A 25,329-nucleotide genomic window follows, 5' to 3' on the forward strand; every position below is an offset into this window, starting at 1 on the left:
ATGGTGGCGAGACCCAGGATCGAACTGGGGACACACGGATTTTCAATCCGTTGCTCTACCTACTGAGCTATCACGCCGTTGGCCTGTATTAAGCCGTATCTCAGAACAATAGTCAACAATTATCCTGAGTTTTTGATTTAACTGAGTATTTTTTATACTTAAAAAAAATCCCTGATGGGATCAGGGATTGAAAACACAAATAATGGTGGCGAGACCCAGGATCGAACTGGGGACACACGGATTTTCAATCCGTTGCTCTACCTACTGAGCTATCACGCCGAAGTGGGCGTATTAAACAATGTTTATATGATCACGTCAAGCAACTTCCGTATTTTTTGTAACAAGTGATTATTTTTAAATCACCATCACATACGGACTAGGCTGTTAATGATGTAATTTACCAATATGAGCCAAACAACGATGAATTGCGCCGCAGCCCGGCTCAAAAATTTTAACGCCTTTTGACTCTTCTATACGACAAGCTTCTTCAACTAAACGCTCAGCTACCCCACGACCACGGTTAGCAGGGTGAACAACAATATATTCAAGGACCTTGCTTTCACCTTGTCCTGAAGACCAGATTGCACCTATAATTTTGGTGTTAAATTCAGCAGTGTATAGCGTGGTATACTGTTGTAAATCTTGTTCAAGTTGTTCAATCGCATCGTGCCCGTCACCAAACTCCGGACTTGTATCATACAAACGCTCAAGCTGATCGCGGATCTCTGAATTATCTAGAGAACTATAAGCATGTACGGTAATAGGCATTGATTAACCCTCCTGAGCAAACTATGATGCTGTCACGAATTCGTCACAGCGAAATTGTCGTTAACATCCAATCATTTTTGACGTTTTTTGAGGAACGTGTCCATGACGCAACGTATCAGTGAAGTGGTTAGAAATACCAATGAAACCAAAATTCGAGTTCGATTAAATCTCGACGGTACTGGTCAAGGCACACTAAACACTGGAGTTCCATTTTTAGACCATATGATTGATCAAATCAAGCGACATGGCTTATTTGATATCGATATTCATTGTGACGGAGACCTCGAGATTGATGATCACCACACCGTAGAAGACTGTGGGATCACGCTTGGACAAGCTTTTGCACAAGCTTTAGGCGATAAAAAAGGTTTAAAACGCTACGGTCATTTTTATGCACCATTAGACGAAGCTTTATCTCGTGTTGTTGTAGATTTATCTGGTCGTCCGGGTTTATTCATGGATATTCCATTTACCCGTGCACGCATCGGTACCTTTGATGTCGATTTATTCTCTGAGTTTTTCCAAGGTTTCGTAAACCATGCGCTTATGACCTTACACATTGATAATTTGAAAGGGAAAAATAGTCACCATCAAATTGAAAGTGTGTTCAAAGCGCTAGCTCGTGCTTTACGTATGGCATGTGAAGTTGATCCACGTGCAGAAAACACGATTGCATCGACAAAAGGTAGCCTCTAATGACACGTATCGCGTTACTTGATTATGGCATGGGCAATCTACACTCAGCAGCTAAAGCACTTGAGCATGTGGGCGCTACAGTCGATGTGACCAATGATCCAAAATTAATTGCACAAGCCGACAAAATTGTTTTTCCGGGCGTTGGGGCAATGCGTGACTGTATGCAAGGCATGCGTGAAGCAGGTATTGATGAAGTCGTACGTAAAGCTGCTTTTAATAAGCCAGTCCTTGCGATTTGTGTAGGCATGCAAGCATTACTACAAAGTTCTGAAGAAAATGGCGGTGTAGACGCACTCGGTATTTTTGACGGTGTAGTAAAGCACTTCCCTCAAATGGAAGGTTTAAAAGTACCACATATGGGTTGGAATCAGGTTCACCAACTGGACCCAAGCCATCCAATGTGGAACAACATCGAACAAGATGCTCGTTTTTACTTTGTACATAGCTACTATGTCGAACCTAAAGATGAAAGCGTTGTAGCTGCAACTTGTGAGTATGGCGTGAACTTTTGCACAGCGATTCACAAAGATAATTTATTCGCGACTCAATTCCACCCAGAGAAAAGTCATACTGCTGGTTTGCAGTTACTTAAGAACTTTGTGGAATGGAATATTTAATCTGATTTAAAACTGAAAAAGATCAGGTCTAGATAGCCTGATCTTTTTTTTATTTACAATAACAACTAATCATTTATAGAATGATATTTTATTCAACAAAATATTGAATATTTATACTTTTAAATAAAACCAAATGATCAGGAAAACAAAATGAATTCACCTTTCGAAAATCAGCCACTTCAACAAGATTCCCCCTTTAAAGCTAATGGTCGTTTTGGTCGACTCTCTTATGCTGCTTGGACATTCTTATTTTCACTCGTCATCGGCATCGTTGTTGTTGCCATCGCATTCACTTTTGGATTTACATCTAGTCAGGATCTAACTGGCCTTTCTACAGCAGGCATGATTGTCATCGCCATTCTTTATATTGTTTGCCTCTATGTAAGCTTTGTATTTACAATTCGTCGCTTACATGACCGCAATAATACAGGATGGCTTTCATTGCTAATGCTCATCCCTGTCGTAAACCTCATTTTCATGATTTATCTCTTTGCGGCAAAAGGTACAGAAGGCAATAATGATTACGGCCCACAACGCCCTACCCCTGGTTGGGAACGCGTTTTAGGCTGGATTTATATTATTCTGATTCCGCTTGCTTTTGTTTTTGCTATTGTTGCCACAATCATGGCTCCGACCTATGAAGGTTATGTTGAAAAAAGTGAAAGTGTGGTCATTGGTACACCGTCTCAGTCTCAATAATTTTTAAAGACAATCATAAAGCCTAGTTCTCTAGGCTTTATTCATATATAAAGCTAATAGCTCAATTCTTTTGTACGCTGTTAAATATGTCCGAAGCCTCTCCCCTCCTTGATAAAGCCTCTATTCAGCAGCTACCTCCTTTTGAAAATCTTAACTATCAAAATATTGTGGTCATTGAGAATATTGAGCAATGCAAAACTATTGAAGAAGAATTAAAAAACGCTGTCATTTTGGGATTTGATTCTGAATCTAAACCAACTTTTCGGGTGGGTGAAGTGTCGACAGGTCCTCATTTGATTCAGCTTGCCACAGCAAAAAAAGCCTATTTATTTCATGTCAATTCATCAAATTTAAAATTTTTACAGCCTATTTTGTCTAACCAAAAGCAAATTAAAGTTGGCTTTGGTCTTAAAAATGATAAGCACATTTTTCATAAAAAAGGCATTGAGCTAGAAAGTTGTGTCGACCTAGCCAAAGGCTTTAGTCACTTTGGTTTTACACAGCAAATGGGGCTTCAAAAAGCAATTGCTCTGCTATTTGGGCAATATCTTGCAAAGTCGAAAAAAGTTGGAACTTCAAATTGGGCACGAAAGCCACTTACATCACAACAAATAAGCTACGCTGCCGCTGATGCGTATGCTGCATTATTGGTATTTGAAGAGCTCAGAAAGCAAGAACTATTACCTGCTCACATTTCACAGACGATTCAAACCGCACTTCAAGCGTAAAGTTATAAAAGTCTTTTCTAAGGCTTAGCGATTGATCAATACTTTGCTAAGATGTGCACAATTTCATAATCATGATGAAGCAAGGAGCGGAAGCATGCTAATCATTCCAGCAATTGACCTGAAAGATGGTAAATGTGTGCGTTTAAAACAAGGGCGTATGGAAGACGATACCGTTTTCTCTAACGATCCAGTTGCAACTGCCCAGCATTGGGTAAATGAAGGCGCACGTCGTTTGCATTTGGTTGATTTGAATGGCGCTTTCGCAGGTACCCCAATTCATAAGCCTGTTGTTGAAGCAATTGCTAAAGCTCAGCCAGAATTACCAATTCAAATTGGTGGTGGTATTCGCTCACTAGAGACTATCGAACACTACTTAGAAGCTGGCGTGACTTTTGTCATTATTGGTACTAAAGCAGTTCAAGAGCCTGAATTTGTAGAAGAAGCTTGTAAGCGCTTTGCTGGCCACATCATTGTTGGTATTGATGCCATGAATGGTATGGTTGCAACTGACGGCTGGGCAAACGTTACTGACGTTAAAGCAACTGATTTAGCAAAACGTTTTGCAGATGCAGGCGTGTCTAGCATTGTTTATACAGACATTGCGCGTGACGGTATGATGCAAGGTGTAAATGTTGAGCAAACTGTAAACTTAGCTCAATACTCAGGCTTACCCGTGATTGCTTCTGGTGGCGTAACTAACCTTGATGACGTTCGCAACTTAAAAGGCCAACCGGGCATTTTAGGTGCAATCACAGGCCGTGCAATTTATGAAGGTACTTTAAACCTTCGTGAAGCTCAGCTTCTGTTAGATGAAAACCGTCTTTAATTTTTAAGATGTAAAAAAAGAGCCTGATTAGGCTCTTTTTTATTGCTGATGTGACAAATATATTCTTAATCAATACACCACATTACGAATAAACTTAAGCACTTGGTTACCACTATTGATATAGGTATAAGTCACTGAACTAGCATATATAAATGAAGAACCAGCAACGATAGTTTTTGAACGATCTGCAAATTGTATGGTCAACTCACCTTCTAATACATAAATAAGCTCTTGCCATCCTTCTGGGTCGGCTTCAGCAATATACGACTCCCCTACTGCTAAGGACCATGTCCAAAACTCAACCTGGGAACGAGACGGAACTGAAGCCAAAAAAGTCGCTCTGCTTTCTTCTTTTTCACCTTGCCAAGCCAGTGCATTAACCAAAGCTTGTTCTTTATGCTCAGGTGCACTCACAATCGTTCTAAAGTCTACACCTAACACAGCCGCAATCGCATCGAGTTTGGCCAAGCTTATATTGACCTGTCCTGTTTCCAATGCAGCAATCGTTCGTCTACTTACACCTGCCTGATCTGCCAAGTCCTGTTGGCTTAAATCTCGCTCATCTCTTAAGGAACGGATATTTGTGCCGACATGCTGTAAAACGGTACTGGACTGGCTCATAAAATAACGCAGCAAATAAAATATGAGCAATATATTGCACAAAATAGAAGAATAGCGCAATATGTGCAATATATTGCACAATTCTTTCTATTTTGAATATGTCACCAATTTCTTTGAGTTCAAGCAAAGCCCCACAGTTAGCACTCGTTTTGATTACGATCATTTGGGGTGGAACATTCCTTACCGTGCAATATGCACTAAATTTTTCATCACCTATGTTTTTTGTGGGCTGCCGCTTTGCTGTCGCGGCGCTTACCTTGCTGCTTATTTCTTTCAAGAGTATGAAAGGCGTTACTTTAAAAGATCTAGGTGCTGGCAGCACGATTGGTCTTGTAATTGCGGCAGGTTATGGCACACAGACGATTGGTCTTCAAACCATTCCTAGCAGTGAGTCGGCTTTTTTAACGGCGCTTTATGTTCCACTTGTACCTATTCTAATGTGGCTCATCTTTAGAAAAGTTCCACACATCATGACTTGGGTGGGAGCAGTTCTTGCTTTTGCTGGCCTTATTTTATTGACAGGTAATGGTTTTGAACAAATCTCTTTAAATTTTGGACAGCTTGTCACAGTACTCGGATCACTTGCGATTGCTTTAGAAATTATTTTTATTAGTTACTTTGCTGGAAAAGTAAATTTACGTCGCGTCACTGTCATTCAACTCGGCGTAGCTTCTCTGGTTTCTTTTGCCATTATGCCTGCGGTGGGTGAACATGCTATTCCTGCATTTTCATGGCCACTTATACTCCTTGCTGTTGCATTAGGTTTAGCCAGTGCGCTTATTCAATTTGTGATGAACTGGGCTCAACGTATGGTTGATCCTTCCCATGCTGCAATTATCTATGCAGGAGAACCTGTTTGGGCAGGGATTATTGGTCGAATTGCAGGTGAGCGTTTACCAGTTATTGCTCTTTTGGGTGGTGCGTTAGTGGTATTAGGTGTTTTAGTGAGTGAGTTAAAACTTAAGTTGCCAATTAAAAAAACTAAAAGAATTCGAGAATAAAAAAGAGAGCTTAATGCTCTCTTTTTTAGCTATTATTTTTTCTTCAATGAAATACAAGGCTGATAGTACTCAACCGTTGGCATTGGATCATAAAAGGGATGGAGCAATGCCTTCCATTCCTGATAAGCATCAGACTTTCTAAACCCTTCTGTATGATTTTCAATCTCATCCCAAGAGATCATTAAAATATAATGATGTGGGTCAGTTGAATGTCTAATGAGCTGGACAGCATTGAAGCCCTCCATCGGATAAACAATATGTTTCGCCTGCTCGAAAGCCTCAAGAAATGCTTCACTTTGCCCAGACTTTATACTCAAATGCACATGTTCAATAATCATGATTTATTGATACATCGGACGGTTATCATTTAGCGCAATCAAGCCGCGAATTGCACGATATACAATCCAGATCCATGCAGCACCAATTACACCCACACAAAATACGGTCGATGAGATTGCAACACCTGCAAATAGGTCAGTATTTTCACCTGTAAAGAACAGGAAAATAAACGGCAGAAAAGCAATAATATTCCAAGCCAGATACCACCAGAATGTTCGGATTTGCCATGTAAAATGGCTTTCAAAAATTGAGCCTTGCACATCGGAACGTTTTACATAATTAATAATTAAAGCAATAACCGCAAGTAAGCCGCCTGTAAAAATAGCGACAATATAAAGTACATATAAAATAAGCGTTAAAGTACGATTTGGATCTTGGTCGATAGAACTATTCATTTTTATACCTCTCAAGTTTAATAAAACGATTTACTTTTATGAGCCCCGCAACACATTTAAGGGAGAAATTAGCCACAAAATCAAAAGTAAATGAAGGAATATGGTACAAAAATAAATCTTACGAAAGGGTTGTTTTTGTGTTTTATGTCTCAGTTTTTGTTGTGCCCACCATGCAGCAGGCCAACCTCCTAAAAAGCTAACGATGTGTAATGTTTGCTCAGGCACACGGCGATTACCCAATTGTGCAGCTTCTTTGTCTTGTGAATAAAGCCAATAGCTCATTACATTCATCATTAAAACAAACAATAAGGTATAGGCGGGTAAAATATGGATAAAGCTCATAATGCCCATTAAAACGAAATAAAACACGATCCCCATTTGCATTGCAGACCATGGACTGGCTTGAAAAGAAGATTGTGTTTTTACAGGCTTTGATGCTTTACGAGTTTGAGATGCTTTTAAATAAGTGACCTGCTGAGCACGAAAGCGACCTTGCTCATCGAGAATAATCAGATATTCTAGTGCACAGCCAATAATTGGTCGAGGACCGGGGCGTGCAAAATCTTTAATATGCAAAAAGACTCGCTCTTTTTCAGCATCATCCGGCTGAATAAAGCCGTAACCTTTTTCGTCGAACCATTCGACTAATCGCCCCTGATCTCGCATCTTTATTCCCTTTTATGCTTTTACATGACTTAAACGGTCTTGCATCATTGCTCGCATTTCCTGCGGGTCTTTTTGCAAAATGTCATCGCCGGTACGTCCTTCTTCTTTATTTTTTTGAGCAACTTGCAAGCGCATTGACCAAAAACGGCATGCTGCCATTGCCAAGAATACATCTAAACACTCAAGTTCATCTGAAGTAAGTACACGAACTTTTTGGTATGCCGCTAAGTAAGCCGCCACTTTGTCTGAGTTTAAATGTGCTGCTGGATATTCAGTACAAAAATCATTAATGGTAATCGCAATGTCAAATAGCAATTCATCTTGATTTAGTTCGTAAAAATCTAAAATACCTTGTAATTGCTCACCTTCAAACAAAGTATTGTCACGGAACAAATCTGAGTGAATAAAACCTGTTGGTCGGTTTGAATACTGCGCTGTTTTAGCATTAAAAGCTTGATAGACCTGCTCAAGTAACGTTTGGTCTTCTTGAGTCATGCTTGGTTTAAGCTGTTCTGCAACGCCTGTCCAGTATTGATGATCACGTCGATACTCACGCTCAAGCGGAAAATCTTGTAAAGCCACATGTAGCTTCGCCTGTGCGTCTGCAATTGCGGCAACTTGCGCTACTGTGGTTTGCATGGGATGGTGGCCCATGAGACGTGGTGCAATCTGTGCAGGCTTTTCTGCAATCACGTGAACCGCTTGTCCGCTATGTTTTAACGGTACAGCAACAGGTACATCATGAGTCCCCAATTGTTCAAGAACAGGAATGAGTTCACCTGCCCCTTTGGCATCTAACTCTTCAAACACGGTAAGTACATACTGTTTGCGGTTTACATCAACCAAAAAATAATTGGTGTTTTGAATACCTCCCTGAATTGGGTTCAGCTCCGACACCTCTAATCCATAAGGTGCAGCAAAGGTGCGAACTTCATCTAAACTCAACGGGGTATAAACCGACATGGAAAACCTGCAAAAAACATCTGTGAAGTTTGATAGAATACCTCTTCCCTCCATGAAGGTGTAGCGCCTGTGTAGGAACTTTCACCAACGGCGATTATTTTTGGAAAAAGCTATGCTTGCTAAACGTATTATTCCTTGCCTAGACGTTGATAACGGACGCGTAGTTAAAGGCGTTCAATTCCTCGATATTCGTGATGCTGGCGACCCTGTAGAAGTGGCACGTCGCTATAACGAACAAGGTGCAGACGAAATTACTTTCTTAGACATTACCGCTACACATCATGGACGCGATACCACTTACCGTACTGTTGAACGTATGGCCGAGACTGTATTTGTGCCATTAACTGTCGGTGGTGGTGTACGTAAGGTTGAAGATATTCGTGCGTTATTAAATGCAGGTGCAGACAAAGTGAGTATTAACTCGGCTGCCGTATTTAACCCTGAATTTGTTCAAGAAGCTTCTCAGCACTTTGGCGCGCAATGTATTGTGGTTGCGATTGATGCCAAAAAAACTGGCGACAACAAATGGGAAATCTTTACTCACGGTGGCCGTAAACCAACAGGTATTGATGCGATTGAATGGGCTGTGAAAATGGCTGACTACGGTGCGGGTGAGTTACTTATTACCAGTATGGATGCCGATGGTACTAAAGCGGGTTACGACATTGCTTTAATGCGTGCTATTAATGACCGCGTTACCATTCCAACCATTGCCTCAGGCGGTGTAGGTAACTTACAACACCTTGCAGACGGAATTTTACAAGGTGGTGCCGATGCAGTATTGGCAGCAAGTATTTTCCACTTTGGCCAATATACCATTCCGGAAGCTAAACAATATTTAGCTGAACAAGGCATCGAAATGCGCTTGTAAGCTTATTGATATTTAAAGGGGCGATATGCCCCTTTATTTTTTTATGCAGCACCATCTACTGCATTCACCTCAGTAGTAAGTTCAGGCTTTTCTTTTTTCTCGACCCATTTTGCAGGGAAGATTTTCTCTACTGCTTGAGAAAGTGGTCTAGCAAATGCAGCAGGTAAACGCACACCCAAAGGATTTTGTTCTTTTAAATCTGCCGAAGACACCACACGTGTTCCCATTACATAATCAAACCAAGGTTTGGTTACACACCAATTGGCGTCTTGGTTAGAGTTCATGTGATGGTCGTAATGCCACGGAATTTTGCGCTTTGCCCATTCAGGCTCTAAATGTGCACGGCGATGAATATAATAATAATTACCAGCACTGTACCAAGCTGCAAGTGCCATACCTTTTGAAAATGGATAGAAAATAGCACTTGAAACGGTTGCTACGACTGCCAGTGAAATTAACTCATTTTTAGTTCGCCAGTTTCCAACGCCCTCAACATAACAATCATCATGAAATTGTTGTTTACGGACTTCACGATGGTGTGCCCAATGGGATTCCATGCTTTTTGGCACGGGGCTATAGCGCGGTTTTCCAGCACGGTGTACACCATGCAAAATATATTTATGCGCCACCCATTCAAATGCATTCGCAACCGCAATTCCTGCAATGAACCCTTTTAACATCGCCTAACTCCTTTTTCTTTTATTCAGAATATAAAATTCGCTATGCTAGGTATTGACCAGAATTTATGGTTTCATTGACAAATCACGACAAGAAAGAGGTGGTTAGGGATGCCACAACTAAAAAACTATACAGGTTCTGTCTATGGGGGGCTCGGACATCTATTAAAAGCTTATTGTGAAGCCAATCAGTTAGCTATTCCTGAACAATTAGAACAAGTTCAAAATCTGGAACGCTTTGACTACGTCGTTTGGCGCGATCTATTAGAAGTCATTTATAAACTAGACCCGAAGCCAGGATTAGGCCTAGAAATTGCCAAATATGTACAACCCAAACACTTAGGGATTATTGCCTACCTTGCTCTCTCTTGCGATAACTTAGGTGAAGCTTTAATTCGCTATCATGATTTTCATCGTCTGATTTATGACGGCAGCCCTTTAGTCGTCGAGCTACAAGGAAGATATGGTTCTATTCGCTGGGAAGCGACTGAGTTACACCCTACTCAGCTTACTGATGAAATCGCGATTGCACTGGTCATTCAGTTCTTACGTCTTTTTATGTCTCATGAAGATGTGCATTTACATGAAGTACATTTTTTAAATGCTGCCCCTAAAAATATCAGGGTTTATGAACAATACTTCCAATGTCCTGTTCGTTTTAGCCAGCCGCGTACAGAGTTGCTCATTCCAATTACGGAAATTCATAAGCCGCTTAGCAGCGCCGACCACACCCTACAACAACTATTGGTTCAGCAAGCACAAGCACTTTTAGAACAATTACCAAATTCGACCCAACTTGATCAGCGTTTACAGCATTCAATTTTGACTGGACTGCAAAAAAATCAATATCAAATTGAGCATATTGCTACTCAATTAGGCCTGTCAGTGCGGCAACTCCAAAGACACTTACAACAACAAAACACCACCTTTCAAGAACGCGTTCAGCAAGTACGATTTATGCTGGCAACCGAGTATCTAAAAGACCTGCACTTGAGTTTGCAAGAGATTGCTCTCTTACTCTGTTATTCAGAACAAAGTGCTTTTCAAAGAGCATTTAAACATTGGACTAATCAAACACCACAGCAATGGAGAGATCATTTTTTAGACAAAGAATAACCAACCAAAACTTACAAATCTTTTCTTGATTAAAACAACACTGAAAACAAAAATTTCATATAGTCACATGCTTCAAATTTATGTGACGTAATTCACATTAATTAAAATAGATTAAATAAATGAGTAATCAGAATGAATAAATATTTTGCTGAATTTCTAGGTACGTTTTGGCTAGTCTTTGGTGGTTGTGGTAGCGCAGTTTTAGCCGCAGCTTTCCCTGAACTTGGTATTGGCTTTGCAGGTGTAGCTCTTGCCTTTGGTTTAACCGTACTGACAGGCGCCTATGCTCTAGGGCATATCTCAGGTGGACATTTTAATCCCGCGGTAAGTGTTGGCCTTTGGGTCGGCGGCCGCTTCGATGTTAAAGATTTAATTCCCTATATTGTTGCTCAAGTGGTCGGTGCGACTGCTGCTGCATTTGTTCTCTATATTATTGCTCAAGGCCAAGCGGGCTTTAGCGGTGTTGGTGGTTTTGCTTCAAATGGTTTCGGTGATTTATCACCGAACAAGTTTGGCTTAGGTTCAGCTTTCATTATTGAAGTGGTTCTTACAGCTTTCTTCTTAATCATTATTTTAGGATCAACACATGGTCGTGCGCCTGCTGGCTTCGCTCCTATTGCGATTGGTTTGGGCTTAACACTCATTCACTTAATCAGTATTCCGGTGACGAACACTTCGGTGAACCCTGCACGTAGTACAGGCGTTGCGTTCTTTGCTGAAACTGCTGCTTTAAGTCAGTTGTGGTTGTTCTGGGTAGCACCGATTTTAGGGGCTGTGATTGGGGCGATTATTTATAAGGTAGTTGCTGGGGAGAAGGATTAATTCTTTATATATAGCCTTAATCTACTATCGCGGTGGGTGACATGGATGTCACCTGTTGAGCAGGGGTACACGGAAGTACCCTCTGTTCAACAAAAGACTTTTGCTTACTTTTGGTCTTTCAAAAGTAAGAAATGTCTATACAAACTCAATAAGACCTAACGTGGTATTAAAGACTGTATGGCAGAATGACTATGCTAAACATCACACATAGAATGCATAAATTATAAAAACGGATTATTAATTTCTTGCTCAGCTGGACGTTCAATTTTCTCAGGCAATTCTTCTTTTTCCAAAGCCGCAACCACTTCATTTAAAAAGCTCTGTAAAGCCTTCGCTTGTTCTAATCCGACTTTGTCTTTGGTGATTTGCAAGTTGCCATAAATGCTGACGCAATCGACATCATTTTCTAATGTTAAATCTTCAATTGAAGAAGACTCTGTACCCTTTTCAAATGGTTTAAACATAGGTCTTGTCTCGTTGTTATATCTTCACAGTGTAATACGACCAATTTAAAAAAAATCGATCAAAATTAAAAGAGCCGATAAAATTAAGAATGCTCCCATCAATATATTAAAATATTTCAAACGGTTGCCCTGATTGAGCACCACTGAAAATTTATCACCACAGAACCCCCAAAAGAATAAGCACGCATAACAAGTGAAGAAATAAATAATAATAAAGATCGGCAAAGACTGCGGGTTCTCAATGCTTGTAAACATGGTAATGCCCGACACACAAGCTAACCATGCTTTGGGGTTGAGCCACTGTAGCAAAAAACCATCTTTAAAATTGGGAATAATAATATGCTCTACGGGAGCAGTTGAAATAGAAATATTGGCCGCAGAAAGAATAATTTTTATGCCGATGTAACAAACAAATAGTGTTCCACAAACTGCAAGGATTTTTAAAACAATAGGAAACTGAGTTAATAAACTCTGAAGACCAAATGCCATAAAAATTAAAAGCAAGGTAAAACCAATCGTGGCACCTGAAATATAGGGAAGCGATCTTTTTAAACCATGATTTAAACTGGTCGATAAAATGACAGTATTTACTGGGCCTGGGGTAATAGACATTGCAAATGAAAAAAGAAACATCGAAGCAAACATTGTTATTGTCCTTATTAAAATAGAATCCATAGACAGATCTGTCTATGGATTCTATTTTAAACATTTACGCTTTTGCAATAACAATCAAAAAAGCTACTTATTTCATTATTTGCAAGAAATAGTTCACCAATGCTTCAACCAGTTGCTTCACAATCGCTTGGCGTGTTTCTTCGTCAATCGTTGGAACTTTTGCTTCCATTGCTTCTGATGAACCACTTTTTTGTTTTTTAAACTGGTCTTGTAACGCTTTAATTTGATCAGCGTTTAAGTCCTGCTCACATTGACTCTCGCCATCCCAATGTAAATAGTCCAACTTCTGATTTAGCTTAACCGAGGCTGCCGTTAAAGGGAGACGATAGACATTACGCTTTTGTTGCTCAGTTAACTGTGGGAACAGGTTAACGCCTAAGCGTTCTTCAAGGTAACAAACACTCACCACTTTCACTTGTAGAGAGTTATTGTTTGGTGCGTAGTAAGCCCCAATAGCGCCAGTTTTTGGCATATAAACCGCTTTATAAACGGCGGTTGGAACAATTACACCCTTTCCAATCGTTTTAAGGCGTTTACCCTCAAAAACAGGGCCAGTAACCACATAAACATCTTGTTTTTGCTTAGTGGCAAGGGCGCGTGTAGCTTCTTCAAGTTTACGCCAAACTTCCTGATTATTTTTAGGTGCTTGCGGCACCATATTACTTAACGAGAAGCTATCAGACTGTGAGCTTTTATTTGGCATATCGCCATTCGGTGCCATATGACCACGGTCATAGCCTGAACCACGATAATCACTTAATAATGCTCGATGCTTTTGATCAATACGGGTTTCTTCATGGAAGTTGTCTTCACGCTTAATTTTGACACTCAAACGTTCTGCATTTAAATGCTCAGCCGACCATAACGGCGTTTTAGAAATGCCTGAATACAAGACATTAAAGCCATTAAAACACAGCGGATAACTGTCTTTTTTTAAGCTATCTTTATTTAAAGCAGGGGGAACTTCTCGATAGAACTGATTAAGGCAAGTCGAGTTAGTACTTAAAGGTGAAAACCACTGCGAAATCTTTTCACTACCAAATGCAATCGCAAAGCTTCCCGCAGCAATACAAGCAAGAATAATCTTGCCAAAATGCTCACTTAGAGAGAATGAGTTTGTACCTTTACTGCGTTTTTTACTTGCCATGTTTTTATCAATACCACTGTCCACACGCAGCTTAACAATCCTGCTTTTTTAAGTATATCTCTTATCTTTCAAATGGTTAAAACATGGTCATCTTTTTTGTAACTCAATTTCCCATTACGTAACAATCTGTTGGAATTATGAGATGCTTTGGCTATTGAATTACGCCAATTGCGTATCTTTCGTTGAAAAACACTGATTGCTTATGACATGGTTAGCTCCACAAATTTGGATAAAAATATAATCGGAGTCCACTTAATGATCCATTCAAAGATTATTGGTATTGGCGTAATCACGGGATTATGTAGTATGGCCGCTTTGGCTGAACCAGCAGTCCAGCCAGGAGATACTTTAGAAAGTTTGTCTAAAGTGAAAGTTACGACAACGGTAAATGGCCAACCTGGTTCTATTAGCGATTTAGTCAATAGCGGACAAGTACAACAAGTTTCTGCTGCACCGACAAATGCGGCGCCTACTGGTGCTCCTATTCCAGCGGATGTTCCACCTGCTCCTCCAGCAGGCGGTGAAATGGCTCCTCCGGCTGCACCAATGGATGCAGTACCACCTGCACCGAACCAAGCTCCTCCAGCGCAACAAGATCCGAACACTCCACCGCCTCCAGCAGATCCAACTCAGTCGGCAGACCCGATGGCAAAAGATGGTGGTTTGCCAGCAGATGCACCTATGCAAGCTCAATAATCAAAGCTATAAAAAAACCAAGACATCTGTCTTGGTTTTTTTATTACATCAAATTTTTAGATTTCGATTTGACTACCTAACTCAACTACACGGTTGGTTGGAATCTGATAGAAATCACTCACCGGACTGGTATTACGCTGCATAGAGATAAATAGTTTTTCTCTCCATGGAGACATGCCATCACCCACCGAATGAACAATACGATCGCGGGAAATAAAGAAGCTGATGTGCATCAAGTCATATTCAAGACCTAATTGCTCATAAGCTTGCATAAGTGCTTTTGGTACATTCATTTCATCTTTAAAACCGTAGAAAATTTTAATACGGAAGAAATGCTCAGCTAGGGTTTCTGTTGAAATACGTTCTTCTGGTGCAACAAATGGTACATCTTCAATGATGACTGTTACCAAGATATTGCGCTGATGCAGCACTTTATTATGCTTGATATTATGTAGCATGGCATGCGGCACAACGTTTGGCGTACCCGTCATAAAGACAGCATCACCTGGCACCCAGTGCACACTATTACCAATACTTTTCACAAACAAATCTAGCGATAACGTATCGTGTTCGAGCTTGGCAAAAGTAAGCTCACGACCACGTTTCCACGTCATTAAGATGGTCACAGCAATCGCACCAATCAATAATGGCACCCAACCGCCCGACAAGATTTTAAGTGAAGTTGCTGCGACTAAAACTGACTCTAAAATAAAGAATGGAATAATCAGGAGTAGCACTTTTGGCATGCTCCATTTCCAAGCCGAATAGATGAACACAGCAACCAGAATCGTGTCACACAGCATGGTTAAAGTTACAGCCAGACCATACGCACTTGCCAAGTTTGAGCTGGTTTTGAAAATCAAAATTAAGATAATAATTGCGATTAAAAGCAACCAGTTTAAGAAAGGAACATAAATCTGACCTTCCTCAGACTCAGAGGTATGTTTAATACTTAAACGTGGTAAATAACCTAATTGAATCGCTTGGCGAGCAAGTGAAAACACCCCAGAAATTACGGCTTGAGAAGCAATCACGGTTGCCATGGTCGCCATAATAATCATTGGGTAAAGTGCCCACTGCGGAACCAATAAATAGAACGGGTTTTGAATCGCCGCTGGATCTCTTAATAGTAATGCACCCTGTCCTGCGTAGTTTAAAACCAAACACGGTAACACCACAAAGAACCATGCTAGACGAATTGGAACTGGTCCAAAATGTCCCATATCGGCATACAGTGCTTCACCACCAGTGACTGTTAAAACGACAGCACCCATAACAAAAAAGGTCATTACGGGGTGGTGATAGATAAACTGAATTGCCCAATGTGGACTAAACATGCCCAACACCACAGGAGTCTGAATGACGCTGTGAAGGCCTAATAATCCTAACGATAAGAACCACACCATCGTGATCGGGCCAAAAAACTTTCCGACAAAGGCCGTACCGTGTTTTTGTACCAAAAATAACGCGATGATAATGGTGATCGCAATTGGCATGATGAACGGGTCAAACACATTGGTTGCAATAGACAAACCTTCGACTGCCGAAAGTACCGAAATGGCAGGGGTAATAATACCGTCACCAAAAAACAGCGATGCACCAATAAAGCCAATCGCAATCATGTAGATTTTTTTGTTGTCGGCAATTTTGGCTTTACGCAAGTTCAATGCGAGTAAGGCCATGATTCCGCCTTCGCCATTGTTGTCTGCACGCATGACAATAGCGACATACTTGATGCTGATGATCAGCATTAAGCACCAAAAAATAATGGATAAAATTCCTAATACGTTTTCAGGCTGAATTCCCAACCCATGCGCTGCATGGAAGGACTCTTTTAAGGCGTAGAGTGGACTTGTACCAATATCTCCAAAGACCACCCCAAGAGCTGCCAAAGCCGTGGCAGGCAAGGTTGCTTTTTTGGCCGTATTTTGCATTGTGTAATTAAACCAATATGATTTTTATCGCAATCTTATCACCTCTATTATTTTTTTTCTGTAATGCTCATCTTAAATCTTGGCAGAACTGGTTTTTTTAGTTACTATCGCACGCCTTGGTGAGGTGTCCGAGTGGCTTAAGGAGCACGCCTGGAAAGTGTGTATACGTTTGCGCGTATCGAGGGTTCGAATCCCTCTCTCACCGCCAGAATTGAAATTTAAAGAGGCTTAAACCTAATGGGTTTAGGCTTTTTTATTAGCCAAATATTAAAAAACCTTCTCGAAAAGACCAATAATTTTCTGATCTTATTTAAACCATAGATTAAATCAAACATTTTAACTCAATGAAAAATCTCACTTCTTTATCTAAAAAAGCAATTAACTTAGATAACAATTTAAACTTACCTTTTTCAATTTATTCAGCCTATAAAGAACAAAAAATTAGAAATGTTCCAATTACGAGACCGTTACTCATCGCTATTTTAAGTGGCGTTAAAGAGTTAGGGAGAACTGAAAATATTGTATGTGAAGCGGGTTCTTTTATATTTTTATCGAATAGCGCCAGCATTGATATGCGCAACATTCCAAATCAAGAAGAATATTTTGCGCTCCTCATCGAATTCGATTTTGATGACTTTAAAGACCTCCCAAATACTTCAGGAACTTCTAAAAAATTTGTACAAGGCCAACTCAACACCTTACTAGAAAACGCACTTTCTCAATTTATAGATTTTTCTCTCATTGCCCCGTCTTCTGTTTTTAAATTTAGAAGAAGAGAACTTTTAGAACTTATTTATCATTCTGGTTACACCGACATCTCTAGTTTGAATATGACCACAAGTGTGAGTGAAAAAGTTCAGGCATTAATTTCTGATCACTTATCTACAGAACTCACAGCCGAATTTATCGCATCCCAACTTTTTATGAGTTCATCGACTTTAAGAAGAAAGCTAAAAAGTGAGGGAAATGGCATTCAAGATATTCGTAATAGAGTAAGGCTGGGGCATGGATTACACTTAATTCAAACCACCAACACTAGTATTGGCAATATTGCATTTGAATGTGGCTATCAATCTCAATCAAGATTTACAGAACAGTTTAAAAATTTATTTGGTATTACTCCACGCGCGCTACGCAAAACTAAAATGCTTACTTAAGGCGAAATTATGGCAAATCTGCGTATAAAGAATTTTCAGAAGAAAACTTAATATCTTTTACACATCAAAAAAGGTACTTAAGAAAGCAGATGAAAAAAGTAGCAGTCATTTTATCGGGTTGTGGTTATTTGGATGGTTCTGAAATTAGAGAATCTGTTTTAACACTATTAGCTTTAGATACAGCCAATATTGAATATCAAATTTTTGCACCTGATGAGCCTTTGTTTCATGTCATCGACCACGTGAGTGGCGAAATAAACATGACTGAGCGGAGAAATACTTTACAAGAAGCAGGACGAATTGCCCGAGGTGAAATTTCCTCACTCGATCAACTTAATGAAAATGAATTTGATGGTCTTCTTCTTCCGGGTGGATTCGGAGTCGCAAAAAATTTATCAACTTTTGCCTTTAAAGGAGCAGAAGCAAGAGTACATTCTACAGTTATCTCAATTCTAAAAGCGTTTCATCAAAATAAGAAGCCGATCGGGGCAATATGCATATCCCCTGCACTATTAGCACTTACTTTTGGAGATTTACGCCCAAATATCACTTTGGGTTCTGACATTAACACTGCTAAAGAAATTGAAAAAACTGGTTCAATTCACCATATTTGTCAAACCTCAAGCTGCGTAGTCGATAAACAAAACTTATTTGTTACTACGCCTGCCTATATGGATGACCGAGCTGGTTTAAAAGATGTCTTTTTAGGAATTACAAGTTTAGTTACTGCCATGACAATTTTGGCAAACTAAAATGTTTTATGAGGGATAGAGATTGCTATCCCTCTATTTTTTTGAATCTAATCAACGATAAGTAACTTCGCACCATTCAAACTAAAAGACTGATGTGGCTCTGAACTGTCCCCTACTTGATAACTCATGCCTGAAGTTAAAGTAAATATTCGACCATCCTTCAATCTACTTTCTAGCTCGCCTTCTAGGCAAAATAATATATGCCCTTTTTCGCACCAATGGTCAGCTAAATAGTTTGCTGAGTACTCGACAAGTCTTACTCTAATTTTATTTCCTTCTTCACCAAAAAATTGAGTTTTCCAATAAGCTTTTCCTGTTTCACCACTATATTCAGTGACTTCTATTTCTTCCCAGTTTGTAATTTGAAATGGAAAAGGCGCGATATTCATTTTTTATTCCATAGAATGTGTGGTTGTATTTTCAACTTATAGACAAATCTATCTTTTGCAAATGATTTATTCAGAAATCAAAAAGATATCAAAATTTTTATCCATTCTTTAAAGACCCAAACCTCACATTCAGGCCTTCCTACCTTAAAACTTACTCAGACAACGCTAATAACTTCTGAACGTACTCAATCGCATTATTTTCGATGTCTTGATGCGTCGGAACATCGTCATCTTCTGAAGGGTTGGTGTCTAAACCATAAAATGCATGAAGTGGTTGATAGACTGCCCCAACATAAAGAGCGGTTAATTCAAATGGAATAAAAATCTTGTCTAAAGAAATTTGATATTCGCCACTTTCTGAATAAACCTTTTCTTGAGCACCCGCAGACACCGCCAACATAAACTTTTTATTTTTAAGCTTATCGCCAGTTGAACCATAGGCCCAACCATACGTTAAAACTTCATCAAGCCATTGTTTCAAAAGCGGCGGGCAGTTAAACCAATACACTGGAAATTGAAATACTAAATTTTCGTGTTCTTCAACCAGTGCTTGCTCTTTGGCAATATCAATCACCCCGTCTGGGTAGGCTTCATAAATTTGGTGAACCGTAAATTGGTCTGGGTATTTTTCTAGTTCCTCAACCCATCTTTTATTTACAATAGACTGGTCTATGTGAGGGTGCGTAACGATGACTAATGTCTTTTTCATTATGAAAACACTCTATCGAAAAGTAGATAAATCGATTATAGAAGTGTGCTTTCCTAAATATAAGTACGGTAATTTGTGTTATATACTATACTAAAAGATAGTGTGGATTTTAAAAATGGACGACTGCCTTCCGTCATATACCCCATTAGAAGATACGGGTTTTGGGTACACCCTTTCTTTGATTAATGGCAAATATAAAATGATTATTATGTATTGGCTGTATGGAAAAACCGTCATGCGTTTTAACGAGATGCAACGCTGCATTGGCAATATTTCGTTTAGAACACTCAGCAATACGCTTAAAGAATTGGAAAGAGATGGACTGATTATTCGTAAGGAATATCCTCAAATTCCACCTAAAGTTGAGTATCGCCTTTCTGAAAGAGGACAGTCTTTAATTCCGTTGTTAGATATGATGTGCGAATGGGGCGAGCGCAATAAGCCGTCTTAGTTTTATAGACTTGAAGTGATACTAAATATGAGAAATGAATTAAGAGAAATTTTTATTAAGGGATGCGACGATAAAATTGAAAAAAAGGGAGACAATGTCGGTCTATCTTTTTATGCTTTTTTTAAAAATAAGAATGATAACCCTGAGTTACTGATGGAAGCAGCGCATTGGTGGATTATGGAGCATAAGCTAGATCACTTTGAGAAAGCTGTGAAGATTAAACAATTGGTTTTGAGTGAGCAGTAAAAGTTAGAGAGAAAGACTATTCAGAAAGAGGATAGTCTTTGATTTCTTATAAATCATCTTAGTTTTGATAAAAAATAGAATATCTGAATTAATAACTTAAATATAAAATAATTCAATTATCTCTGATAAACTATAAAATATTAACTTTATGATATTAATAAATATGAAATTTTCAACCTATATATTTTTAATAGTTTTACTTTGTGGGTGTGGTTTTAAGCCTCAATTTAGACCAACTAAGATGTATTCAGGAAATGAAAATAAAAATGAATCTGATTTTTCACTAATTTATATAGATTGGATGGAAACAGCACAAACATATAAAAAAGTAGGACAAACCGAGATTACTGAAATAAACAATATAAAAGTAGCTGAAAGAGTACCAACCTTTGGTAGCAAATATATGCTTCAAGTATTACCAGGAGAACAAAATATCACTACTTCTATATTAATTATTAAAGGTTATATACCAAATATAAATCTCCTTAAAATAGAAGAGATAACCTTTAAATTACCTCAGTTTAATACTGAGCCAAATAAAATTTATGTACTATGCCCTCTAAAAGGTAAGGATATAGGCTTTAACGTAAAAATATATCCATATACTCGCCAAGAAATCTTAAAGAATAAAGGGATGACTGATTTCTTAATACGTCCATGTAGAACAATGGATAAGCTTTCCATTCAATAATCATTTAATTTCAATTTTCAGATGAATCTTTTACTAAAAAAGCCCAACTCACGTCGGGCCTTCCCTCCATCAAACCCGACTTAAAAAATAGTCGAGTAATGTATCCCTTTCATCCGTGTTACTAGTTCCTAAAAGCTGAACCATCGCGCCATCAATCACAAATAAAAACATGTGTGCATCTTCAACTGTAGCAGTCGCTTTTACAGTTAAAAGCAGTTTATGAATTTCTTTAATGAACCAGTTTCGGTAGTCAATCACGATTTTATAGGCCGTTGGATAAAGCTTTTCAATTTCAAAAATCGCTTTAAATGGCAGCCGATAAAAGCCCTCTAAGTTTGCATGTAAAAAGTAAATTTTCTTGAGTTTATCGAAGGCCATAAGTTCACTGTAAGAGTGAATAATTGAAAACACCTCATGTTTTAATGCATCTGTTTGAAAAGTTAAGCTCATCTGAATGAGCCTTTCTTTGGAGTGAAAATAGTTATAAAAAGTGGCTTTGGGGATTTTGGCTTCCTCAACGATTCGATCTATCCCGACATGAAACCCATTTTGATTAAATAAATCTTTTGCTGCGTGGAGCACGCGTAATGCTCTAAATGATGCTTCTAAATTTGGCATTTTTATACCGTTTAAAATAATTTTTTGTTGTATGTAAAAGAGATAGAAATGCCGTCACTCTTAAATTGAGCGCTAAAAACAGGCATGCAAAAGCCGCACAAAAATGGTGTGCTCGCCTATCTCGGGTTTTATTGTTGCTATGATTTTTTAGTCGTAATGACCTATGGCTTAAAACCTAAAGTCGGTTAAACCGTTTTAAAGACCAGTTGGGTATAGACGTAAAGACTTTGGCAAGGACTGCCAATGAGAGAAATGAAATAGTACGCATAACGGCGGACTCCTTTTGATTTAGAAGAGTCTTACCAATTACTGTCAAATAATGGTGGCAAGACTAGAAGGGTTGACAGACTGGTACAAAAGGAAACCAGCGCACGCAAGCGTGCCCCTCCTAGCCTCACCATAAAGGCGTGACTTAAGAGAACGCACAAAAACCAAAACAGCATTGTTGTGCGCCTTTTGTTCCAGCTCTGTCAAAAGCTAACTGGCAATGTAGGCCAGCACGCAAAGGATAATCCGCACATTTTTGAGTGTCAATGTAAGGTTGAATAGAAATTGGTTAAATAATTATTGTTGTTTATTCAATTAGATATTTAAGCTAAAAAGACCTTCAACTTAAATTTAACGATGTCATGATAATAATAAAAATGGTGGCAGAACGAAAAGAGGTTAGCAGACTGGACACACACAACCAGCACACCCGAAGGTGTCCTCTTATCGCTCTACCATAGAATGGTGGCAAAACGAAAAGGGATTAGCAGACTGGTACAAAAGCAACCAGCACACCTGAAGGTGTTCCCTTATCGTTCTACCGTAGAATGGTGGCAGATCGATAAAGGGTTAGCAGACTGGGCACAGTACCAGCACACCCGAAAGTGTCCCCTTATCGCTCTACCCTAAAGTGGTTTGCAGGCAAAGAATAATTCTCAAGATTTTAAGTGTCAATAAACATATATTGTTAATTTATAAAATATTTTTATTTCTATTGGCTCATTTTCCCATTATTAATTTATCATTCATTTTCAAACCTGTTTAAATGAACCGATTGATCGCGCTATAAATAAAAGCTACAGTAAATAAAGTTTGAATTTTATAACTTTAAATAAATTGATAACGCACGCAGGCAAAGACATGGAAACCATACATGATTTTTATCGCCGCTTTTCTTTAACCAGAGATAGCGATTACTCGGTTCCATCGACTTCGTTTGGGCATTTCAACGTGTTCCAACGCGATGCCTGCTCGTTTCTAACGCCTTATAGCCGCCGCGATTATTATAAAATTTCACTGGTTTTAGGCACAGGTGACCTTCACTACGCTAACCGCTGGATAAAAGTAGACCGCCCTGCTTTACTGTTTTCAAACCCAATGGTGCCCTACGCTTGGGAAATTAATTCGCCTGAACAGGCAGGTTGGTTTTGCCTATTTACCGAAGAGTTTGTAAACCAAGAATCTAGACAAAGCTTTTTAAAAGACTCACCGCTATTTAAAGTCGACGGCGACCCGCTATATTTTTTAAACGATCAACAGGTTGAAGAAATTTCATTTATTTTCAAAAAGATGATGACTGAAATAAATTCTGACTATATTCATAAACACAACGTTTTAAGAAACTATTTGCACCTGATTGTGCACGAAGCCATGAAAATGCAACCAACCCAACAGTTTGAAAAACATAGCAATGCTGCGGTTCGGATTTGCCATTTGTTCTTTGAATTATTAGAACGCCAGTTCCCAATTGACTCGCCCCATTTTCAGCTTAAACTCAAAACTGCAAATGACTATGCATATGGTCTGTCGGTGCATGTGAACCATTTAAACCGCGCTGTAAAAGAAGCGACAGGCAAAACCACATCCGAGCATATTAGCTCACGCATTACGCAAGAAGCCAAAGCGCTGCTACAACACACCAGTTGGAATATTTCCGAAATTGCCTATAGCTTAGGCTTTGAATATTCAGCGTATTTCACCAACTTCTTTAAGAAAAATACGGGCTTTTCGCCTAAAAAATTCCGCGAAGACTGTGTAGCCTAAAAACAGATTGTTTGAATTTTATAATTATTGGTTTGAATGTTATACGCCAAATTAGGCCAAAGCATTTTATAGTTTTTCTACTCAAGTGATTTTGCAAAAAGAGTGTGAAAAATGAAATATAGAACTTTAGGACAAACAGGCGAAAAAGTATCAGCACTGGGTTTAGGTTGCATGGGAATGAGCTTTGCCTATGGTGCCTCAGACGACACACAAAGCATTGCCACTCTAGAAAAAGCCTTAGACCTCGGTATTAACTTTTGGGACACCGCCGACATGTACGGCAACGGCGCAAACGAAGTTTTGCTCTCAAAAGTTTTAGAAAAGCATCGTGACAAAGTATTCTTGGCGACTAAATTTGGCTTTCGCTATAAAGAAGATAACCTCAACCCACAAAACTCGTTAGAGTCTTATATTGACGGTTCTCCAGAGTGGATTAAGGTTGCGGTCGAAAACAGTTTAAAACGCTTAAATACAGACGTGATTGATTTGTATTATGCGCACCGCATTGACCCGAACATTCCAGTTGAAGACACTATTGGCGCAATGGCTGACTTGGTGAAACAAGGTAAAGTTCGTTATTTAGGACTCAGTGAAGCATCGGCTGAAACTATTCGTAAAGCGCATGCGATTCACCCGATTGCAGCGGTTCAACATGAATATTCATTGCTTACTCGTGAACTGGAAGATACTCACTTTCAAACCATTCGCGAGTTAGGTATTAGCCTTGTGCCGTATTCACCGCTTTCGCGTGGTTTAATCACCAATACACTTGATGTGGGCAGCCTAGACGAAAGTGATTTCCGTCGTCAGTTACCACGCTATCAAGGCGACAACTGGAAAAATAACCAAAGCTTGGCGCAAGCATTTAGTGACTTTGCCCAAAGCAAAAATGCAACAGCGGCTCAACTGGCTTTGGCTTGGATTTTGGCGCAAGGTGACGACATTATTCCAATTCCGGGTACGCGTAAAATCGAACGTCTTGTGGAAAATGCAGGTGCTGTTGACCTTCATTTAACAGCGGCAGATTTAGCAGAAATTGAAGCGATTATTGCAAGATATCCAAACATGGGCGCACGCTATAACGCTCAGCAACTTGCTGCGGTCAACCACTAAAATATAAGCCATAAAAAAGTCCGACTCAGTGTCGGACTTTTTTATTTAGTCTTTGCTATAAGTGCCTTGCTGGCGTCCACCGTCCCAAATCGCGTCTAAGGACTTGTCAGAAATCGTTAGGCTTTCAGGGAAAATACTTAAATCCTTTTTAAATTTAGCCTCTGGTTTTAAACCAATACAATCTCCATTTTTCCACCATGTACCTTCGGCATATTGGTCTAAAGCACCCACAGCAAGCATCCATTTAAACTTACCGTCTGGCTGAAGTAAAAGTTCTGAACCAACTTCCATCACGCCATTTAAATAATAATGTCCACTCCAAGCTTGGTCAGCTTGCTGAAATTTCACTTCTTTGCATGTGCTGGTTGGTTCTGCATAAACCTGAGCAGAAATCGCAATCGTAGAAATGAGTAGCAACCGTGTAATCATATTTTTCATTATTGTGTTCCTA

At 39.3% G+C, this 25,329-nt stretch carries 32 protein-coding genes and 3 tRNA genes; 18 read left to right on the forward strand and 17 right to left on the reverse strand.

Going from position 1 to position 25,329, the window contains the following annotated elements:
• Position 1 precedes the first annotated feature (1 nt).
• The 3 genes from ACT53H_RS12230 to ACT53H_RS12240 all read right to left on the reverse strand — a co-directional run bounded on the left by ACT53H_RS12230 (position 2) and on the right by ACT53H_RS12240 (position 768).
• A tRNA-Phe gene (locus tag ACT53H_RS12230) sits at positions 2–77 on the reverse strand.
• A 126-nt stretch (positions 78–203) separates the two neighbouring features.
• Positions 204–279 (reverse strand) — tRNA-Phe (locus ACT53H_RS12235).
• A 105-nt stretch (positions 280–384) separates the two neighbouring features.
• Positions 385–768 (reverse strand): GNAT family N-acetyltransferase, encoded by a 384-nt coding sequence (locus ACT53H_RS12240; RefSeq protein ID WP_004789887.1) that lies wholly within the window; start codon positions 766–768, stop codon positions 385–387.
• A 102-nt stretch (positions 769–870) separates the two neighbouring features.
• Between ACT53H_RS12240 and hisB the strand changes: the two genes are divergently transcribed.
• The 5 genes from hisB to hisA all read left to right on the forward strand — a co-directional run bounded on the left by hisB (position 871) and on the right by hisA (position 4,334).
• Positions 871–1,464, forward strand: coding sequence for an imidazoleglycerol-phosphate dehydratase HisB (hisB, locus tag ACT53H_RS12245; RefSeq protein WP_002116767.1), 594 nt, complete (start codon positions 871–873; stop codon positions 1,462–1,464).
• Complete coding sequence (gene hisH / locus ACT53H_RS12250) at positions 1,464–2,081, forward strand: imidazole glycerol phosphate synthase subunit HisH (protein ID WP_322904916.1); 618 nt, start codon at positions 1,464–1,466, stop codon at positions 2,079–2,081. Before hisB ends, hisH begins: the two co-directional genes overlap by 1 nt.
• A 150-nt stretch (positions 2,082–2,231) precedes the next feature.
• A complete protein-coding gene (locus ACT53H_RS12255; protein ID WP_005300877.1) occupies positions 2,232–2,780 on the forward strand; it encodes a DUF805 domain-containing protein in 549 nt (182 codons plus the stop codon).
• An 86-nt stretch (positions 2,781–2,866) separates the two neighbouring features.
• A complete protein-coding gene (locus tag ACT53H_RS12260) occupies positions 2,867–3,508 on the forward strand; it encodes a 3'-5' exonuclease (RefSeq protein WP_476009294.1) in 642 nt (213 codons plus the stop codon).
• Positions 3,509–3,602: 94 nt separating this feature from the next.
• Positions 3,603–4,334, forward strand: a complete 732-nt coding sequence (gene hisA / locus ACT53H_RS12265) for a 1-(5-phosphoribosyl)-5-[(5-phosphoribosylamino)methylideneamino]imidazole-4-carboxamide isomerase (RefSeq protein WP_057065500.1) — start codon at positions 3,603–3,605, stop codon at positions 4,332–4,334.
• 69 nt (positions 4,335–4,403) lie between these two features.
• On the opposite strand, the gene ACT53H_RS12270 is transcribed toward hisA, so the two are convergent.
• On the reverse strand, positions 4,404–4,955 hold the full coding sequence (locus ACT53H_RS12270; RefSeq protein ID WP_476009295.1) for a helix-turn-helix domain-containing protein: 552 nt from the start codon (positions 4,953–4,955) through the stop codon (positions 4,404–4,406).
• Between the two features lie 98 nt (positions 4,956–5,053).
• Between ACT53H_RS12270 and ACT53H_RS12275 the strand changes: the two genes are divergently transcribed.
• Entirely contained in the window at positions 5,054–5,956 is a 903-nt protein-coding gene (locus ACT53H_RS12275) for a DMT family transporter (protein WP_476009296.1), read from the forward strand.
• Positions 5,957–5,988: 32 nt separating this feature from the next.
• On the opposite strand, the gene ACT53H_RS12280 is transcribed toward ACT53H_RS12275, so the two are convergent.
• The 4 genes from ACT53H_RS12280 to ACT53H_RS12295 are packed head-to-tail and all read right to left on the reverse strand — an operon-like array spanning position 5,989 to position 8,319.
• Positions 5,989–6,294 (reverse strand): antibiotic biosynthesis monooxygenase family protein, encoded by a 306-nt coding sequence (locus tag ACT53H_RS12280; RefSeq protein ID WP_476009297.1) that lies wholly within the window; start codon positions 6,292–6,294, stop codon positions 5,989–5,991.
• A 3-nt stretch (positions 6,295–6,297) separates the two neighbouring features.
• Positions 6,298–6,690: a DUF4870 family protein gene (locus ACT53H_RS12285; RefSeq protein WP_174730502.1), complete on the reverse strand. Its 393-nt coding sequence runs from the start codon at positions 6,688–6,690 to the stop codon at positions 6,298–6,300.
• Positions 6,691–6,726: 36 nt separating this feature from the next.
• Positions 6,727–7,356, reverse strand: a complete 630-nt coding sequence (locus tag ACT53H_RS12290) for a DUF1294 domain-containing protein (protein WP_476009298.1) — start codon at positions 7,354–7,356, stop codon at positions 6,727–6,729.
• A gap of 12 nt (positions 7,357–7,368) precedes the next feature.
• Positions 7,369–8,319, reverse strand: a complete 951-nt coding sequence (locus ACT53H_RS12295; protein ID WP_476009299.1) for a homoserine kinase — start codon at positions 8,317–8,319, stop codon at positions 7,369–7,371.
• Between the two features lie 112 nt (positions 8,320–8,431).
• On the opposite strand from ACT53H_RS12295, the gene hisF reads away from it, so the two are divergent.
• Positions 8,432–9,190: an imidazole glycerol phosphate synthase subunit HisF gene (gene hisF, locus ACT53H_RS12300; protein WP_000880078.1), complete on the forward strand. Its 759-nt coding sequence runs from the start codon at positions 8,432–8,434 to the stop codon at positions 9,188–9,190.
• 41 nt (positions 9,191–9,231) lie between these two features.
• Here hisF and ACT53H_RS12305 read toward each other — a convergent pair whose 3' ends face one another.
• Positions 9,232–9,870, reverse strand: coding sequence for a hypothetical protein (locus ACT53H_RS12305; protein WP_004789908.1), 639 nt, complete (start codon positions 9,868–9,870; stop codon positions 9,232–9,234).
• 108 nt (positions 9,871–9,978) lie between these two features.
• Here ACT53H_RS12305 and ACT53H_RS12310 point away from each other — a divergent pair, with 108 nt between their 5' ends.
• Together ACT53H_RS12310 and aqpZ are read left to right on the forward strand one after the other, a co-directional pair.
• Complete coding sequence (locus ACT53H_RS12310; protein ID WP_476009300.1) at positions 9,979–10,983, forward strand: AraC family transcriptional regulator; 1,005 nt, start codon at positions 9,979–9,981, stop codon at positions 10,981–10,983.
• A gap of 132 nt (positions 10,984–11,115) precedes the next feature.
• On the forward strand, positions 11,116–11,805 hold the full coding sequence (aqpZ, locus tag ACT53H_RS12315; RefSeq protein WP_174730487.1) for an aquaporin Z: 690 nt from the start codon (positions 11,116–11,118) through the stop codon (positions 11,803–11,805).
• Between the two features lie 221 nt (positions 11,806–12,026).
• Here aqpZ and ACT53H_RS12320 read toward each other — a convergent pair whose 3' ends face one another.
• The 3 genes from ACT53H_RS12320 to ACT53H_RS12330 all read right to left on the reverse strand — a co-directional run bounded on the left by ACT53H_RS12320 (position 12,027) and on the right by ACT53H_RS12330 (position 14,091).
• Complete coding sequence (locus tag ACT53H_RS12320; RefSeq protein ID WP_016139941.1) at positions 12,027–12,269, reverse strand: hypothetical protein; 243 nt, start codon at positions 12,267–12,269, stop codon at positions 12,027–12,029.
• A 45-nt stretch (positions 12,270–12,314) separates the two neighbouring features.
• Positions 12,315–12,914, reverse strand: a complete 600-nt coding sequence (locus ACT53H_RS12325) for a LysE family translocator (protein WP_004789913.1) — start codon at positions 12,912–12,914, stop codon at positions 12,315–12,317.
• A gap of 97 nt (positions 12,915–13,011) precedes the next feature.
• Positions 13,012–14,091 carry a DNA/RNA non-specific endonuclease gene (locus ACT53H_RS12330; RefSeq protein WP_440203166.1) on the reverse strand — a complete coding sequence of 360 codons (1,080 nt, stop codon included), beginning with the start codon at positions 14,089–14,091 and terminating at the stop codon, positions 13,012–13,014.
• Between the two features lie 255 nt (positions 14,092–14,346).
• Here ACT53H_RS12330 and ACT53H_RS12335 point away from each other — a divergent pair, with 255 nt between their 5' ends.
• A complete protein-coding gene (locus ACT53H_RS12335) occupies positions 14,347–14,787 on the forward strand; it encodes a hypothetical protein (protein WP_004789916.1) in 441 nt (146 codons plus the stop codon).
• A 56-nt stretch (positions 14,788–14,843) separates the two neighbouring features.
• Here the strand turns inward: ACT53H_RS12335 and ACT53H_RS12340 are convergent, their stop codons facing one another.
• Positions 14,844–16,721: a potassium transporter Kup gene (locus ACT53H_RS12340; protein ID WP_004789917.1), complete on the reverse strand. Its 1,878-nt coding sequence runs from the start codon at positions 16,719–16,721 to the stop codon at positions 14,844–14,846.
• 118 nt (positions 16,722–16,839) lie between these two features.
• On the opposite strand from ACT53H_RS12340, the gene ACT53H_RS12345 reads away from it, so the two are divergent.
• From ACT53H_RS12345 to elbB, 3 genes are all read left to right on the forward strand, one after another.
• Positions 16,840–16,929 (forward strand) — tRNA-Ser (locus ACT53H_RS12345).
• Between the two features lie 136 nt (positions 16,930–17,065).
• Positions 17,066–17,878 (forward strand): helix-turn-helix domain-containing protein, encoded by an 813-nt coding sequence (locus ACT53H_RS12350; RefSeq protein ID WP_476009301.1) that lies wholly within the window; start codon positions 17,066–17,068, stop codon positions 17,876–17,878.
• Positions 17,879–17,967: 89 nt separating this feature from the next.
• Positions 17,968–18,630 carry an isoprenoid biosynthesis glyoxalase ElbB gene (gene elbB / locus ACT53H_RS12355; protein WP_476009302.1) on the forward strand — a complete coding sequence of 221 codons (663 nt, stop codon included), beginning with the start codon at positions 17,968–17,970 and terminating at the stop codon, positions 18,628–18,630.
• Positions 18,631–18,677: 47 nt separating this feature from the next.
• On the opposite strand, the gene ACT53H_RS12360 is transcribed toward elbB, so the two are convergent.
• Positions 18,678–19,019, reverse strand: a complete 342-nt coding sequence (locus tag ACT53H_RS12360) for a DHCW motif cupin fold protein (protein WP_476009303.1) — start codon at positions 19,017–19,019, stop codon at positions 18,678–18,680.
• Positions 19,020–19,170: 151 nt separating this feature from the next.
• Positions 19,171–19,728, reverse strand: a complete 558-nt coding sequence (locus ACT53H_RS12365) for an NAD(P)H-dependent oxidoreductase (protein ID WP_476009304.1) — start codon at positions 19,726–19,728, stop codon at positions 19,171–19,173.
• A gap of 115 nt (positions 19,729–19,843) precedes the next feature.
• Between ACT53H_RS12365 and ACT53H_RS12370 the strand changes: the two genes are divergently transcribed.
• The 3 genes from ACT53H_RS12370 to ACT53H_RS12380 all read left to right on the forward strand — a co-directional run bounded on the left by ACT53H_RS12370 (position 19,844) and on the right by ACT53H_RS12380 (position 21,116).
• Complete coding sequence (locus ACT53H_RS12370; RefSeq protein ID WP_016142830.1) at positions 19,844–20,179, forward strand: winged helix-turn-helix transcriptional regulator; 336 nt, start codon at positions 19,844–19,846, stop codon at positions 20,177–20,179.
• Positions 20,180–20,206: 27 nt separating this feature from the next.
• Positions 20,207–20,425 (forward strand): DUF6500 family protein, encoded by a 219-nt coding sequence (locus ACT53H_RS12375; protein ID WP_005066974.1) that lies wholly within the window; start codon positions 20,207–20,209, stop codon positions 20,423–20,425.
• A 163-nt stretch (positions 20,426–20,588) separates the two neighbouring features.
• Positions 20,589–21,116 (forward strand): hypothetical protein, encoded by a 528-nt coding sequence (locus ACT53H_RS12380; protein ID WP_476009305.1) that lies wholly within the window; start codon positions 20,589–20,591, stop codon positions 21,114–21,116.
• 69 nt (positions 21,117–21,185) lie between these two features.
• Here the strand turns inward: ACT53H_RS12380 and ACT53H_RS12385 are convergent, their stop codons facing one another.
• A complete protein-coding gene (locus ACT53H_RS12385; RefSeq protein ID WP_476009306.1) occupies positions 21,186–21,734 on the reverse strand; it encodes a TetR/AcrR family transcriptional regulator in 549 nt (182 codons plus the stop codon).
• Between the two features lie 1,128 nt (positions 21,735–22,862).
• Here ACT53H_RS12385 and ACT53H_RS12390 point away from each other — a divergent pair.
• Together ACT53H_RS12390 and ACT53H_RS12395 are read left to right on the forward strand one after the other, a co-directional pair.
• Positions 22,863–23,765: a helix-turn-helix domain-containing protein gene (locus ACT53H_RS12390; RefSeq protein ID WP_443270399.1), complete on the forward strand. Its 903-nt coding sequence runs from the start codon at positions 22,863–22,865 to the stop codon at positions 23,763–23,765.
• Between the two features lie 111 nt (positions 23,766–23,876).
• Positions 23,877–24,878, forward strand: coding sequence for an aldo/keto reductase (locus ACT53H_RS12395; protein WP_476009307.1), 1,002 nt, complete (start codon positions 23,877–23,879; stop codon positions 24,876–24,878).
• Positions 24,879–24,923: 45 nt separating this feature from the next.
• On the opposite strand, the gene ACT53H_RS12400 is transcribed toward ACT53H_RS12395, so the two are convergent.
• The gene (locus ACT53H_RS12400; protein WP_476009308.1) at positions 24,924–25,316 is read right to left on the reverse strand and encodes a hypothetical protein; all 393 of its coding nucleotides are present in this window, start codon (positions 25,314–25,316) and stop codon (positions 24,924–24,926) included.
• Between the last annotated feature and the right edge of the window lie 13 nt (positions 25,317–25,329).

Source organism: Acinetobacter sp. DMC2 (assembly GCF_056314305.1).

Bases quoted from the DNA above. Each gene is read 5' to 3' on its own strand.
- ACT53H_RS12240 (WP_004789887.1), bottom strand. From the start codon at position 768: ATGCCTATTACCGTACATGCTTATAGTTCTCTAGATAATTCAGAGATC.
- hisB (WP_002116767.1), top strand. From the start codon at position 871: ATGACGCAACGTATCAGTGAAGTGGTTAGAAATACCAATGAAACCAAA.
- hisH (WP_322904916.1), top strand. From the start codon at position 1,464: ATGACACGTATCGCGTTACTTGATTATGGCATGGGCAATCTACACTCA.
- ACT53H_RS12255 (WP_005300877.1), top strand. From the start codon at position 2,232: ATGAATTCACCTTTCGAAAATCAGCCACTTCAACAAGATTCCCCCTTT.
- ACT53H_RS12260 (WP_476009294.1), top strand. From the start codon at position 2,867: ATGTCCGAAGCCTCTCCCCTCCTTGATAAAGCCTCTATTCAGCAGCTA.
- hisA (WP_057065500.1), top strand. From the start codon at position 3,603: ATGCTAATCATTCCAGCAATTGACCTGAAAGATGGTAAATGTGTGCGT.
- ACT53H_RS12270 (WP_476009295.1), bottom strand. From the start codon at position 4,955: ATGAGCCAGTCCAGTACCGTTTTACAGCATGTCGGCACAAATATCCGT.
- ACT53H_RS12275 (WP_476009296.1), top strand. From the start codon at position 5,054: ATGTCACCAATTTCTTTGAGTTCAAGCAAAGCCCCACAGTTAGCACTC.
- ACT53H_RS12280 (WP_476009297.1), bottom strand. From the start codon at position 6,294: ATGATTATTGAACATGTGCATTTGAGTATAAAGTCTGGGCAAAGTGAA.
- ACT53H_RS12285 (WP_174730502.1), bottom strand. From the start codon at position 6,690: ATGAATAGTTCTATCGACCAAGATCCAAATCGTACTTTAACGCTTATT.
- ACT53H_RS12290 (WP_476009298.1), bottom strand. From the start codon at position 7,356: ATGCGAGATCAGGGGCGATTAGTCGAATGGTTCGACGAAAAAGGTTAC.
- ACT53H_RS12295 (WP_476009299.1), bottom strand. From the start codon at position 8,319: ATGTCGGTTTATACCCCGTTGAGTTTAGATGAAGTTCGCACCTTTGCT.
- hisF (WP_000880078.1), top strand. From the start codon at position 8,432: ATGCTTGCTAAACGTATTATTCCTTGCCTAGACGTTGATAACGGACGC.
- ACT53H_RS12305 (WP_004789908.1), bottom strand. From the start codon at position 9,870: ATGTTAAAAGGGTTCATTGCAGGAATTGCGGTTGCGAATGCATTTGAA.
- ACT53H_RS12310 (WP_476009300.1), top strand. From the start codon at position 9,979: ATGCCACAACTAAAAAACTATACAGGTTCTGTCTATGGGGGGCTCGGA.
- aqpZ (WP_174730487.1), top strand. From the start codon at position 11,116: ATGAATAAATATTTTGCTGAATTTCTAGGTACGTTTTGGCTAGTCTTT.
- ACT53H_RS12320 (WP_016139941.1), bottom strand. From the start codon at position 12,269: ATGTTTAAACCATTTGAAAAGGGTACAGAGTCTTCTTCAATTGAAGAT.
- ACT53H_RS12325 (WP_004789913.1), bottom strand. From the start codon at position 12,914: ATGTTTGCTTCGATGTTTCTTTTTTCATTTGCAATGTCTATTACCCCA.
- ACT53H_RS12330 (WP_440203166.1), bottom strand. From the start codon at position 14,091: ATGGCAAGTAAAAAACGCAGTAAAGGTACAAACTCATTCTCTCTAAGT.
- ACT53H_RS12335 (WP_004789916.1), top strand. From the start codon at position 14,347: ATGATCCATTCAAAGATTATTGGTATTGGCGTAATCACGGGATTATGT.
- ACT53H_RS12340 (WP_004789917.1), bottom strand. From the start codon at position 16,721: ATGCAAAATACGGCCAAAAAAGCAACCTTGCCTGCCACGGCTTTGGCA.
- ACT53H_RS12350 (WP_476009301.1), top strand. From the start codon at position 17,066: ATGAAAAATCTCACTTCTTTATCTAAAAAAGCAATTAACTTAGATAAC.
- elbB (WP_476009302.1), top strand. From the start codon at position 17,968: ATGAAAAAAGTAGCAGTCATTTTATCGGGTTGTGGTTATTTGGATGGT.
- ACT53H_RS12360 (WP_476009303.1), bottom strand. From the start codon at position 19,019: ATGAATATCGCGCCTTTTCCATTTCAAATTACAAACTGGGAAGAAATA.
- ACT53H_RS12365 (WP_476009304.1), bottom strand. From the start codon at position 19,728: ATGAAAAAGACATTAGTCATCGTTACGCACCCTCACATAGACCAGTCT.
- ACT53H_RS12370 (WP_016142830.1), top strand. From the start codon at position 19,844: ATGGACGACTGCCTTCCGTCATATACCCCATTAGAAGATACGGGTTTT.
- ACT53H_RS12375 (WP_005066974.1), top strand. From the start codon at position 20,207: ATGAGAAATGAATTAAGAGAAATTTTTATTAAGGGATGCGACGATAAA.
- ACT53H_RS12380 (WP_476009305.1), top strand. From the start codon at position 20,589: ATGAAATTTTCAACCTATATATTTTTAATAGTTTTACTTTGTGGGTGT.
- ACT53H_RS12385 (WP_476009306.1), bottom strand. From the start codon at position 21,734: ATGCCAAATTTAGAAGCATCATTTAGAGCATTACGCGTGCTCCACGCA.
- ACT53H_RS12390 (WP_443270399.1), top strand. From the start codon at position 22,863: ATGGAAACCATACATGATTTTTATCGCCGCTTTTCTTTAACCAGAGAT.
- ACT53H_RS12395 (WP_476009307.1), top strand. From the start codon at position 23,877: ATGAAATATAGAACTTTAGGACAAACAGGCGAAAAAGTATCAGCACTG.
- ACT53H_RS12400 (WP_476009308.1), bottom strand. From the start codon at position 25,316: ATGAAAAATATGATTACACGGTTGCTACTCATTTCTACGATTGCGATT.